Source organism: Stygiolobus sp. CP850M, from assembly GCF_037389425.1.
Taxonomy (GTDB): Archaea; Thermoproteota; Thermoprotei_A; order Sulfolobales; family Sulfolobaceae; genus Stygiolobus.
Window position 1 is genome coordinate 146180 of the sequence record NZ_JBBHKR010000042.1, and the last position, 12466, is coordinate 158645.

The following is a 12466-nucleotide window of genomic DNA, read 5'->3' on the forward strand; positions in this document are numbered from 1 at the left end:
ATTATTGGAGAACCTTAAAAAGACGAGAATACTAATTTACTTTCACTTGCCCTGATATCCCTGATGCTGAAGTTCAGGTCTAACCATGTGTTAACGTTTTTTACTGCTAGTAAGTTTATCTTATTTACTTCGAGCTCACGTATTCCAACTAAGTATGTTTTCTTACTTAAAGAGAGTAAATCCATCATCTTCTTACATTTACTCAAATTCTGGAGAAGAAAACTTGTACTATAACAAGCCAAAAGGGGCTGGGGCTTGTTAACTAGTACAATCGAGATGTCGAACTCAGTCTTACCGCATAAGAACTCAGCTAAATTACGTGTTACGAACGGAAAATCGCATCCCGTAACGAAAACTTTTGCGGATTTGACGTATTGAATTCCAATCTCAAGTCCCCTAACTGGACCCTTCCGCACATGATCTATGATCTGCCTTCCGTTCAGATTTGCTCTTAACTTATTAGTAATAATTATGGGATTACTAAACTCTTTGCTAACTCTCTGGAGAAAAGTAATACCGTTAAACTCGTGATCGCACTTATCTTCTCCAAACCTCTTAGATTCACCACCGGCTAATATAATCACGTCAAATGAGGAATTGCTGTAACTCAACGGTTTCTCCTCTTTTATACGTTTTATCTCTAGCTAATATACCGAAAGCGTTTGCCTTAGCAAGTTCACTATAAAGACCTGTACCCCACCTCAATGGCTTTGCATATACTCCCTCAGTTCTGAATAAGAAGACGGAATCCATTTTGTGCTTTACGCTTATATCCTGATCAAGGAAATAATAGGAGAATTTTCTCACTTCTTTTCCTATCATTCTCGACAATATATGTAAACCGTGCTCGTGGAATACTGTGACTGCAGAAACCACTTGTCCAGGGAGGTTAATTACTGGAATGTCACCTATCACACCTACCCCTCCTCTTTTTATCACGTTTACAGCAACTCCTTCAAATAGTAATGTACCCATCTCCCTTATTACTTTCTTTGAGTAGTCTTTGTCTCCCATTGAAGACCCACCAATGAGGACTATATAGCTGCATTCCTCCGAGAGTTTTTTCATAGCGTTAATGATCTCTTCTTTATTGTCCTTGACGACACCAAAGTACTTACTTTCTCCGAATTTTCCTAATAAGTACAGAAGAATGGGTGAAATAGAATCGGGGATTTTTCCAGTTTCATAATAAGGTACTATCTCGTCTCCTGATGCTATGACACAACTTTTCACATTTGCTACATTTATTTCTTTAATCCCTTGTATTGTTAGAATTCCTAGATGGTAAGGAGTTAAAATTTCTCCCTTACTTATTATAAGGCTCCCTTCCGATATGTCTTCTCCTACAAATTTAATGTCCTTTCCTTCGAAAACTTCCTCTATAAACTTAACCCTTTCACCCATTACTTTACTAGCTTCGATTCTTGCTACTGCGTCTGCACCTTTCGGTATGGGGGAACCGGTAGTTACATAATACGTTTCTCCTTCTTTCAGTTCTGGAATTTCAGAAGAGGAGGGATGAAGTGAGCCTACGATTTTTAGTTCTCCATATTTATTGTAGTCGCTAACTCTAAATGCAAAACCATCCATGGCAGAGAGGTTTGTATCCGGTATATTCTTCATTGCATATACGTCTTCGCCTACTACCTTACCTACGGCATCGTATATGCTTTTTCTCTCAATAGGAGCTTTTCTGAAGTCAGTATTATCTATAAGCTTTCTCGCTTCGCTTAACGGTATTAGCATTTATTTTAAAATATGATTGGTTGAAAATAAAAGTTAATTATGAATAAATGCATAATTCAGGTAATAGGAAAGAAGGACTCAGGCAAGACTCTAACGATAGAAAAAGCAGTTAGGGAATTAAAGAGCCTTAGGTTATCGATTGCAGTAATTAAGCATTCTCACCACGAGATCGATCTTCAAGGCAAAGACACTTTCAGGTTTTGGGAGGCAGGATCTGATTATGTGGTATTTCTTAACCAAAAAGGCATGATAATGGGCAGGTTTAGTGTTAAGGATGTATTAGAAATAATCCCCGCGGATGTCGTCTTGATTGAGGGTTATAAGGATAAACAGTTTGGTAGACTCTTTGAGATCACCAAACCGGAGGAATCCGATCTTATTTCACGAAAAATAATTGATTATGTTAAAGAATGCATTACCGAAAGTTATACTCAGGATAAATTGATAGGCGACAATGGAAAAGAACTCGACTTTAAGGATCCGCGTGTATTAACGTTATATAATTTGATGAAAAGCTTAAACTTAAGTGAAGTTAGGATTGATAAAGGGTCATGATGTAATAGCGATAACAGAGGAGTCATATATTACAGATGCCATATTTTTTATGAAGACAAACAAGATAAGAAGGATTGCTGTGCTACGGGACAGGGAGATAATAGGTCTGTTCACAGTAGAGGAAGCGTTATACCACATCTTATATAGTGAAGCAGATGAGAGACTTAAGGAGGCAAGGCTTAAACCGGTCATAAAGTCTAATCCATCGTTAGGTGAGATAATTAGGGACATGCTAAGTAACAAAGTAGACGCGGTATTTATAGAAGGAGAGGGTAGGCTAAAGATCGTTACATATAAGGACGTAATAAAAGAGGTAAAGTGGGATAACGTACACGATAGTATATCCTCGATATCTAAACAAGCTATCGTAGTATCCCCTTATGCTAGGATCAGGACAGCAGCTAGCGTTATGATAAATAACGGAATTAGGCACGTCCCCGTATACGAGGGGGATTTATATGGGATAATATCTGCAAGGGATATTGTGTACGGTTACCCAGAATTGGACTTAAATAGTGATGTGAGTAAAGTTATGATCCCTGAAGTTTACAATGTCGCGAGGAATACACCAATTAATGTTGTAGTTAAGGATTTATTAAGGCTAAATATAGGTAGTGCAATTGTGAATAAAAGAGAGATCGTTACTTTAAAAGATCTAATAGAATATGCCTCAAGAAATTTAATAAAGGAATAAAGGTTAATTGAATTATGCTTAATCTTTTTCGCTGTCCTATTGACGGCTCACGCTTTAAGGACAAATGGATTTGTGAGAACGGTCATTCGTTTACGGAAATAGATGGGATAATAGACTTCATGAAGGACGAAAAAGTCGAAAACCCTGACATACTAGAGAGAGTAGCAGGGGTTTATGAGCAATTATGGGCTCCTATTGGTATGTTTTTGACTTCTGGTGGAAAGACATACTCGTCTATAATGAGAAGTTCAGGAGAATATGTATCAGGAAATGTAGTAATTGATATAGGAACTGGTACTGGAAAATTATTCGACTATACTAAATGCGAAGTATGCATCGGAATAGATATTTCGACTAAATTTCTGAGAATTCTGAAGAGAAAACGAAGTAATGTAATAGCAGTTAGAGCTAATGCAAATAGATTACCCTTTGATAACGAGATAGCTGACGGTATATCGGCTATGTTTGTCTTGCATATGATCCCTTCGAAAGCCGTAGTGTTGAATGAAATTTTCAGAGTGTTAAAAGGAAAAGGTAAGTTTGTCTCATCTGTATTAACAGATAATAATTCGTTCAGTAGGTTTCTTGCAAAATGGTGGAAATTAGAACTGTTTCCAGTAGACTATTATATCAAATTATTAAAGGAAGTAGGATTTGAAAAAATAGAATATCAGAAAATCGGTGCTTGGACTTTGTTTAAATGTGCCAAGCCTTAAATAGACTCAGGGAGTACAGTAGAAAACTGACACCGTTCAGAGCGTTGAGCATTATTAAGATAGGACTTGTATATAGGAAAGAGTAAGCTAATACATATATTCCGAAGGTTAGGAAGAACAGAAATATTGCAATATTGGTAAATGAGGAGAACTCTCCAGACCCGGTCATTAGAGAGAAAAGTTTTGTACTACCTGTTATAGAGTAAAACAACCTTTCGATACCAAAAAACAACCCTAAAAAGTAAAACGGATAAGGATTTAACGTATATAGAACCTCCGTAAAAGAGACGTGAACTTTTATAATTAATACTAGCGATGTAATGAACATTAATGTGCCAATGAGGAGATTTAATCCTCTTTTAGTTATTCTGTTAATTGTTGGATTGGCCATGCTAATAACCCCACCGGTGTTTGACCTAACTCGATATCCAGTAACTCACCTAAAAATATTCCCCCTAAAGTTCCTAGAATTAATCCTGCAATACCAGCTAACTGATAACCTAATAACGCACCTAAACTCCCACCAGTTACTTTGCCTAAATACTGGTCTTCTATTTTGTATATTTTAGCGAAATCATAGCTACCACTCTTCCCTTCCTTTGATAATAAATAAGCAAAATCCATAATTGCTTCTTTCACCTCATTTATATCATTACTTCTATAGACAGCTGTATATTCTTCAATTCCTCTATCCCTCTTAAAGTAAATTGGAATAAATCCAGATTTTGAAAGTGTTTTCAATGAATTTGTAAATTTACCATTACTATTAACTTTAAAAATCACTTTATACATATACTGTATTCTACGTTTAGTAGTAAATATTTTTTCATCTCCGTTTCATTGATACGAAAATAAAACCTTAACCTTTAATTCTTGTTGTTACAAACTTAACTATGGATAGTTATGGAGACGAATGGAGATAAGAAAAAATACTATGCTGTTACTGAGATCGAATCGGTGGAAGTTCCCTCTAAATTTAGCAGTAGCAAATATCATGAGCACATTTCATCAGCTATTGATGAGGCTTTAAAAAAGACTGTGGACTATCTAAAAGCTGAGGGTTATGAAGGTAAGTTCAGTGCAAATATCAACGTATTCGTTAGAGAGGACAAATCAGTAAGGTTAATACAAACAGTCAAGACAAAAATAATAGTGAAATAATGGAAACCGAGGAGTTATCGGAACCTCTGGAAAATTATCTGAAAGAAATTTATGAGCTTGAGGAATTGAGAGGCTACGCTAGAGTCTCCGACCTGATTACTATTTTTCAGATTTCTCCTGGGACTATAAGTAAAGCTTTGAATAGACTGGAAAAACTAGGATTAATCATAAGAAAAGATAAGAAAATTTTACTTTCAGACGAGGGAAAAAGAATAGCTGAAAGGCTCATCAAAGCTCATAGGCTTTCAGAGAGACTCCTTACTGACATTTTAGGTTTGGACTGGATAAGAGCTCACCAAATAGCTCACAGGCTTGAACATATATGGCCTGACGATGTGTTGGAGAAAATAGATTCAGTGTTAAACTATCCCAAGATATGCCCTCACGGACATCCGATACCAGGAAGAGGAGTTATAAAAGGAGAGATAATGAGTAATATTAAACCAGGGGAGGTAGTTGAGGTTCTAATGATCGTTAAGGAGGAAGAATGGATTCTAGCTAAAGCTGGTGAAGTAGGTCTTCTTCCTGGCAGTAGGTTCAGAATTTTAGAAAAGAAAGATAATGGTGATATAGTCTTAGAGGATATGAGCGGAAAAAAGTACGAAATACCTAAAGTTCTAGCTGAACAGGTGATGGTAAATGGAAAGCCTAACGGAGCTTGAAAAGAAGATATTAGTTCATATTTATAAATACGGCCCAGATAACCCTTGGTATATGGCTAGAAGACTGCTAGGAGAGTCAGGATGGGCACCTAAATATAACGAAGACGAGATCGAGAAAGCGTGTAAAGACCTAGAGGACAAAGGTTTATTACAGAGATTTCAAGGGGCACTTAAGAGAAGCGTAACATCCTCGGTTAAACCTTGGCTTAAAGTAAAAGCTAAGGAGTTAGATCACAAGCCTAAAGGGATATATTACGACTTAACTAAAAAGGGAAAGAAACTAGCGTCTGAGCTATATAAGGACTACTTTAAGAAGGATTAGAGATGTTTTTGGACAGTAAAGTGAAAGAAATTGTGAAAAGAATTCTTGATTATAGTGACTCTTATAAGGCTTTATCAAGCAAGGTAAGTATTTCCAATGGGAAAATAAACGTAGAAGGTTATTCCTTTATAACTCAAAAGCCTCTTCTCGTGTCTGTTGGTAAGTCTGCCTTAAAAATGGCAAAATTTTTCCTCGATAAAATGAAAATAGAAAACGGTATTGTAATTACACCGAAAGGTCACACTAACGTCAAGCTACCCTTAGAGGTGTTAGAATCCTCACACCCGGATATTACAGAAAGTAGTTACGAAGCGGGTAAAAAAGTTATCAATTTGTTATTTAAGGAAGATTACGACTTGTTGATTTTCTTGATCTCTGGAGGAGCTTCAGCTCTAATGGAGTATTCAGACATTTCTTTAAATTATCTTAAAGAAATTAATAATGCTCTGGTTACATCGGGTTTAAGTATTGAAGAAATAAACATAGTAAGAAAACACCTTTCTCTTATTAAGGGTGGTTGGTTAGCGCAGTACTCAAAATCTCCTATTTTAACGTTGGTTGTCAGTGATGTACCTGGAGGTGATCTTTCGAGCGTAGGCAGTGGGCCTACAATTTTAGACTTCTCTACAAAAGAGGAAGCCGAGAGGATTATGAAAGATATAGGCTTAGAGAAATATATGGGGTTTCTGAAAGAGACGCCAAAGACGTTAAAAGTAAAAAGCTACACCTTTAAGATTCTCGATATCGAAACTGTGTTAACGAGATTGAAGTCTGACATAGAGAATTCAGAGATATTAAGCAGCGAAGTGAGAGGCGATGCGTATTTGTTTGGTGTTCAATTAGCAGGCATAGCGAATACTCAGTTCAGGGTTTCGAACGGAAGAAAAGTCTTGTTATTGGGGGGCGAACCCGACGTAAAGATAACAGGGAAACACGGAAAAGGAGGGAGAAACGGTGAAATTTGCTTGGGCTTTCTTAAATATATTAAAGCTAATGCAAGGCTTTATGCCATCGCCACTGACGGTATTGACGGAAATAGTGAATATGCAGGTTGTTATGTGGATAACGAGCTAAAAATTAACAGTGTAGATATCCATAATGCGTTAATAAATCATACGTCCTATGAACTTCTTGAGAAATACGGTGTTACAATAAAAACTGGTTTTACAGGAAATAATGTTAACAATGTGTATATATTGGATATAGGGGATTAAATTCGAACAAATTAGAATTAAAATTTTCTATGTAATTTCTACTTAATTTTTATCCCTCAGGTAAGAAATATTACCTCTGTGTTTTTTTTTTTAAAAAATTTTTTTAATTCAACAAAGATTCAAAAAATGTTAACTATACTTTATCTACTTTATAATATTTAATCTTTTCCTAAAGTAATATTTATTAATAGTAATATCACTATTTAGTAATATGAATAAAGGAACAAAAATTGCTAAGGCCATATCTTCTTATATAATAATAGCAATAGTCCTTATAGCGGTAATAGCAATATCGGGTATTTTATTACTATATTACCCAACTAGAAGTTCTAGTATTTCTGCAACATCGTCAATGTCATCTACTTATTCCTCTATGACGACAACTAGTTCAACTACCTTTACTTCATCCGTTACAACACCTTCAACGGCTAACAATAATACTGTCATAGTTTATGTCGCTGGGGCTTATAAAGCGATATTTGATTATTTGACTAAACAATTTGAGAAGCAATACGGTATTCCAGTTGATATAAATCCCGGTGGTTCTTTTGGGTTAGCGGCTGAAATTGCCCAAGGAGCTCCTGCAGATGTCTTCGTTCCAGTAGCTTATATTCAGGCTGTTGAGTTAGAAGGGCAGAATAATCCGGGTTGGACAATAGCCTTTATATCAGACCAGATGGCTCTAGTGTATTCTAATTATACTACGATGAACCCATATTGGAACCAGTTATACAGCAACTACACTATGGCAATGGAGACTAACAGTACTGAGTACTGGTATAACTTCTTCTATCTACTAACTACTAAGTTTAGTTTAGGTATATCCAACCCGAGCTCGGACCCAGAAGGATTATACGGTTATCTGATCCTAAAAATGACTAGTTACCTTTATGCAAATAAGTCCTTCGATTACTTTATACACTTAGCTAATGAAAGCAATGTAATTCATAGTGCGCCTAATACTGCTGACTTTGTAGCCCCATTAGAGGCTGGAGAACTCGACTTCGTCTTCTCCTATAAGTCCTATGCAATATCTCAACACCTAGACTATTTGCAATTACCACCATGGCTAAGCTTCGGTTATTATCCTAACGAGACAAGTTGGTACAGCTTCTTCTTCTACAAAATAACTGTAAACGGACAGACTCTAAAGATATACGGTAACCCAGTGTACTTATATATGACCATACCGAAGAATGCACCAAACCAACAGTTGGCATTACAGTTCATACAATTTGTAATTAAAAATGTCAATGAGTTAGCAATGTTCGGTGTGACTCCTATAACTCACCCAGTTTTGTTCTATGAATCGCCATCGGATGTACCACCACAAATTATGAAATTATTAAATGAGGGAGTATTAACGTATGGTGGTAACTTCACGGCTGTTTAAAGTAATATCTTTATTTCTATCCCTCCTCTTAACAATCCCTATAATATACTTAATAGTTTACGGTTACGGACCGTTTTATGTTAGATCAATCGCATTTGGAAAAGCATTAATAAGCTCTATAGAACTTTCCTACCTTTCCTCCTCCGTCGCAATAGTCGTTATAATCTTCTTGTTTACACCCTTGGCTTACTTCCTAGCCAGAAATAGAAACCCTATAATAGAAAGTATAGTAGACATTCCGGCTTCAATACCTCATCCACTCGTTGGAATAGCTTTGGTGTTCATAGATAGTCCCACCAACATAGTAGGTAAGTTCTTATCTTCTCACGGTATCAATTTCTACTACTCGTATTTTGGGCTTATCCTAGCCTTAATAATAGTCTCAGCCCCCGTGTATATCCGTTCGATGCAGAGTTTCTTCGAGAGCTTACCATTATCATATGAACAGTACGCTATGAGTTTGGGTTACTCTGAACTTAGAGTTTTCTTCAAAATGATCTTTCCTATGTCTGTTGGCGGAATAATCTCATCAGGACTAACTTCAATGGCTAGGGCGATAAGCGAATTCGGTTCTATTGTAATCGTAGCCCCGTTCGTTCAAGGATGGATCTTTAACGGAGATTGTGTAGCCTCAGTATATATTTACAATGAGTATCAGACGTATTTTAATGCGTCCATAACTGCATCAGCGACTTTGATACTTTTCTCCTTAATATTACTAGCTGTAGCCAGAGTATCTAGATTCCTTCTCATTAAAAAGGGATACATTTATTACTAATCAACTTAATTCCATACTGAATGAAGAACCCAACCTTATCTGAACTAGTGATGAAAGGGTTGTTCAACGGATGGCGATAAAGTTGATATGTAGAGAGATAGAATGTGTTGAAGGGGTAGTAAGAAGGATATTGGAGGAAAACGGCTATACCTTTGATAATGTTAAAATTAACGTTTCAGATATGCCCTATAACGAACTAGCTAGATTTGACGGAAGTAATATATACGTTAATTCTGTAAAATTCAAAAGTTTCGCTACACAAGTCGGAGGAGATTCAAAGTTTATATCAGCGTATCTAACAGTAGTGTCACTCTACGCTGTAATAAATGACAAACAAAGGCTGAGAGAGTTAGTTAAAAGAGTGTTTGGAGATAAATCTCTCGAATACACTATTTTCAATTTGTTATTTGACTAAACTCCTTTTATCTATTGCTTTTAAGGCTTGAGACACGAAATCGCTTACAACCTTTTCTGGGTCTTTAGCTTTCATTACAGCACTTGCCACTCCTATTCCGTCAGCACCAAGCTCTATAGCCTTGTATACATCTTCACCGCTTGTAATTCCAGCCCCTGCAATAAGGTAAACACCCTTAACTTTCCTTATTTCATCTACCGCTCTTGTAATAACTTCAGGTTTTGCCTTAGAGACCGCGACTCCGCTACCGATAAGTTCCGGAGGTTCGATAAGTATCGCATCAGGGTTTAATATTCCCATAGAATGAACTAATTCGTATCTATCTACACAAACTACACTTTCCAGCCCTAATCTTCTCATCCTTATAATTGCATCGTGGATTTCGTCTAACCTAACTCTCCTTTCGCTGTGGTTTAATAACGAGCCCTTCCCCCCTGCGTCCTTTACCATCTCAGGAAGAATCGATCCAGTTTTAGCACCGTGATCCAATCCATCAACATGTTGTGCATATACTGTTAGTTCAGTTTCTTTACTAAGCCTATGTATCATTGTTGCTGGAACGGAAACTATTATAGGAACTCCGTACTCCTTACTTACCTTCTCAATCTTCTTAGAGATTTCCATCCCTTTTTCTCCGTAAGAATTCTCATATGCCTTGTAATTTATTAAAATAATTGGCGGTTTCATAACTTTAAATAAGGGGATTAATATTGAAACTTTGCGGAATAGATTTAGCTGTAAAGAGACCTTCAACAATCGGAGTCCTGAACGGAAACACAATAGAAGTTTATGAGGGGGACGAAGACCTCATTCTTCAGCTTTGTGCTACTTCTGAAATAGTGGCTATAGATTCTCCATTATCTTACAGTAAAGGATTTAGAGATGTTGACAAACAGATGATCAAACGAGGTTATCGTGTGTTACCACCGAGTTGGATGGAGAGCCTCGTGGTCAAGGCAATTAAGCTATCAAGGATGTTAAAGGGGAAAGTGATTGAGACTCATCCCACTTCATCTCTTAAGAATATTGGTTTAGATTGGAGGAGATATAACGTTAAGAAAGATATAATAGATGCTGTGGTTGCTGCTCTAGTTTCGTTATTTTATATGAAGGGTGAAGCAATGGAAATCAGAGGTTCGGACGGAGTTATATATCTACTTCCTAAGAAAAAGATAGAGATATCTAAATTGTCCGAAAATGTTTTTACATTCCTAGAATAACTTATCTAATTCCTCTATTAATTTATATATTTTGCTGTAAAAAAATATGGCTACAAATGTACTAATTATGATTGAGATAATTATATCGAGTAAAGGAGAGACGGCTATTATCCTTGCTAGTAATACAGTATAATTAATCATTATTAACAGAAAGATCCCCCACATGAATATTTGTATCATTAGCCTAAACTCTAGATTTTGAATTTTTCTAGTATAGTAAAGAATGAAGAGTATCAGTAAAAATGGAGTCAGCACTAGTAAAGACAATGAAAACAAGGCTAAGTAAGGAGAAAGAGTAGCTATTAACTCAGCTAAGTATATTGAACTAAAAGTCAATGTTATACTTAGGATTGAGAATTTCAAGAATGACGTGAGAATTTCTGGTGATTTAAATGTTATATGACCCAAGTTTTTAACTAAGCTATCGAATCTATCTAACCTTAACCTTAAATACATCTTACTTATAGTCTTTAGGACTATCTGGTTTCTAGAAGTTAAAACGCTAGCTATTGTAGAGGATACAGCTACGAGTACTGTCGATATGTTATAAATTATCGTAACGGGAAGTCCTAGCTGTAACGCGGTAAGAGATATAACTATTCCGAATTCACTTAATGAAGTCATAAATAATCCAGTTCCATAAGCCCTCAAGAAATCGACTCCTGAAAACCAATAGGCAGTACTAAAGGCAAAGAGTTTTGTTAAAACGAGAATTATGGAGACCAGTATGTAATACAATATAAATCCAGAAATTTTGAGATAACTTCCGGCAATAAAGAAGAAGAAAATTAGGGTAAAGTCAACCAAAGGTTTCATATACCTAATTATCTTTTCAGGATCTGTTGACGCATAAGAAGTACCTATACCCAGTAAAAAGTTAGCTAACGTTGAAGGTAAGCTCAGTATAGAACTTAGTAAGTTGAATAAAAAGACGGATGCTACGCTAGATAAAATTACAGACTCTTCAGACTTTGCATACTGTAATGTCGGGTTTATGAGAACTTTTGACACAACATAACCAAGCGCTAATGAGGAAAGCGAGGTGATTAGTAGATTGAAGATATTCACGTCTCCTGAGGTTATAATGCCTAACGCGACGAAAGCTAATGTGTCTTCAAGTGAGGCAACAGAGAGAATAAGTTTGAAGTCGTTTTTGTCTAGCTTACCTTCCCCGAGCTTAAATGCAATTGATGTACTGGTGTTAAAGCCTATTACGGTAAGTAAAAGAGTCTGGGTTAAAGAGAGTTTGATCGCTAAACCAACTATAGAAATTACAATATAAACAATTAGAAATTCTATAATCACTATGAAAAGTGCCCTTCTGAACATCTTCTTGAGATCTACGAGGTTAACGGAAACTCCCATTTCAAATGACAATAAGTTTACAGCGAGAAAGGAGATAAACTGGAATTCTGGATTATTATAATTCAACCCTAAGAGTTCTCCTATTAGACCGGACACAAGGTATGCGAGAACGGGGGATATCCTAAGCCTTCTCAGAACTAAACCGGAGAAAGTTGCTATGACCAGCGTTAGTGTAAGGATTGTATTAGTGCCTTGTATCATGAATAGTAATATCGATTTTATAAG

17 protein-coding genes are annotated in these 12466 nt (G+C 36.3%); 11 read left to right on the forward strand and 6 right to left on the reverse strand.

Annotated elements, in window-relative coordinates; genetic code table 11:
- Positions 1–14: 14 nt before the first annotated feature.
- The gene (gene mobA, locus WIW89_RS03275) at positions 15–611 is read right to left on the reverse strand and encodes a molybdenum cofactor guanylyltransferase (RefSeq protein WP_337719734.1); all 597 of its coding nucleotides are present in this window, start codon (positions 609–611) and stop codon (positions 15–17) included.
- Positions 586–1746: a molybdopterin molybdotransferase MoeA gene (locus WIW89_RS03280; RefSeq protein WP_337719735.1), complete on the reverse strand. Its 1161-nt coding sequence runs from the start codon at positions 1744–1746 to the stop codon at positions 586–588. Before WIW89_RS03280 ends, mobA begins: the two co-directional genes overlap by 26 nt.
- Positions 1747–1785: 39 nt before the next feature.
- Between WIW89_RS03280 and mobB the strand changes: the two genes are divergently transcribed.
- From mobB to WIW89_RS03295, 3 genes are read left to right on the forward strand one after another with little or no spacing between them, the layout of a single operon-like run.
- On the forward strand, positions 1786–2301 hold the full coding sequence (gene mobB / locus WIW89_RS03285; RefSeq protein WP_337719736.1) for a molybdopterin-guanine dinucleotide biosynthesis protein B: 516 nt from the start codon (positions 1786–1788) through the stop codon (positions 2299–2301).
- Positions 2273–2995 (forward strand): CBS domain-containing protein, encoded by a 723-nt coding sequence (locus WIW89_RS03290; protein ID WP_337719737.1) that lies wholly within the window; start codon positions 2273–2275, stop codon positions 2993–2995. The genes mobB and WIW89_RS03290 overlap by 29 nt, the downstream gene beginning before the upstream one ends.
- Before the next feature lie 14 nt (positions 2996–3009).
- Positions 3010–3711, forward strand: coding sequence for a class I SAM-dependent methyltransferase (locus tag WIW89_RS03295; protein ID WP_337702394.1), 702 nt, complete (start codon positions 3010–3012; stop codon positions 3709–3711).
- Here WIW89_RS03295 and WIW89_RS03300 read toward each other — a convergent pair.
- Positions 3692–4102: a hypothetical protein gene (locus WIW89_RS03300; RefSeq protein WP_337702392.1), complete on the reverse strand. Its 411-nt coding sequence runs from the start codon at positions 4100–4102 to the stop codon at positions 3692–3694. The genes WIW89_RS03295 and WIW89_RS03300 overlap by 20 nt on opposite strands.
- Complete coding sequence (locus WIW89_RS03305) at positions 4075–4503, reverse strand: hypothetical protein (RefSeq protein WP_337702390.1); 429 nt, start codon at positions 4501–4503, stop codon at positions 4075–4077. Before WIW89_RS03305 ends, WIW89_RS03300 begins: the two co-directional genes overlap by 28 nt.
- A 111-nt stretch (positions 4504–4614) precedes the next feature.
- On the opposite strand from WIW89_RS03305, the gene WIW89_RS03310 reads away from it, so the two are divergent.
- The 7 genes from WIW89_RS03310 to WIW89_RS03340 all read left to right on the forward strand — a co-directional run bounded on the left by WIW89_RS03310 (position 4615) and on the right by WIW89_RS03340 (position 9656).
- Complete coding sequence (locus WIW89_RS03310; protein ID WP_337709766.1) at positions 4615–4872, forward strand: hypothetical protein; 258 nt, start codon at positions 4615–4617, stop codon at positions 4870–4872.
- Positions 4872–5534: a metal-dependent transcriptional regulator gene (locus WIW89_RS03315; RefSeq protein WP_337719738.1), complete on the forward strand. Its 663-nt coding sequence runs from the start codon at positions 4872–4874 to the stop codon at positions 5532–5534. The genes WIW89_RS03310 and WIW89_RS03315 overlap by 1 nt, the downstream gene beginning before the upstream one ends.
- On the forward strand, positions 5512–5856 hold the full coding sequence (locus tag WIW89_RS03320) for a DUF2250 domain-containing protein (protein ID WP_156007693.1): 345 nt from the start codon (positions 5512–5514) through the stop codon (positions 5854–5856). The genes WIW89_RS03315 and WIW89_RS03320 overlap by 23 nt, the downstream gene beginning before the upstream one ends.
- A gap of 2 nt (positions 5857–5858) precedes the next feature.
- Positions 5859–7070 carry a glycerate 2-kinase gene (locus tag WIW89_RS03325; protein ID WP_337719739.1) on the forward strand — a complete coding sequence of 404 codons (1212 nt, stop codon included), beginning with the start codon at positions 5859–5861 and terminating at the stop codon, positions 7068–7070.
- 211 nt (positions 7071–7281) lie between these two features.
- Entirely contained in the window at positions 7282–8463 is a 1182-nt protein-coding gene (locus tag WIW89_RS03330; protein WP_337719740.1) for an extracellular solute-binding protein, read from the forward strand.
- Positions 8438–9241, forward strand: coding sequence for an ABC transporter permease (locus tag WIW89_RS03335; RefSeq protein WP_337702380.1), 804 nt, complete (start codon positions 8438–8440; stop codon positions 9239–9241). Before WIW89_RS03330 ends, WIW89_RS03335 begins: the two co-directional genes overlap by 26 nt.
- Positions 9242–9311: 70 nt before the next feature.
- Entirely contained in the window at positions 9312–9656 is a 345-nt protein-coding gene (locus WIW89_RS03340) for a hypothetical protein (protein WP_337702377.1), read from the forward strand.
- Here WIW89_RS03340 and tpiA read toward each other — a convergent pair.
- Positions 9645–10343 (reverse strand): triose-phosphate isomerase, encoded by a 699-nt coding sequence (tpiA, locus tag WIW89_RS03345; RefSeq protein ID WP_337702375.1) that lies wholly within the window; start codon positions 10341–10343, stop codon positions 9645–9647. The two genes, WIW89_RS03340 and tpiA, sit on opposite strands and share 12 nt — an antisense overlap.
- 23 nt (positions 10344–10366) lie before the next feature.
- Here tpiA and WIW89_RS03350 point away from each other — a divergent pair, with 23 nt between their 5' ends.
- Positions 10367–10876, forward strand: a complete 510-nt coding sequence (locus tag WIW89_RS03350) for a DUF429 domain-containing protein (RefSeq protein WP_337719742.1) — start codon at positions 10367–10369, stop codon at positions 10874–10876.
- Here WIW89_RS03350 and WIW89_RS03355 read toward each other — a convergent pair.
- Positions 10868–12442 carry a cation:proton antiporter gene (locus WIW89_RS03355; protein ID WP_337719743.1) on the reverse strand — a complete coding sequence of 525 codons (1575 nt, stop codon included), beginning with the start codon at positions 12440–12442 and terminating at the stop codon, positions 10868–10870. The two genes, WIW89_RS03350 and WIW89_RS03355, sit on opposite strands and share 9 nt — an antisense overlap.
- Positions 12443–12466 lie beyond the last annotated feature (24 nt).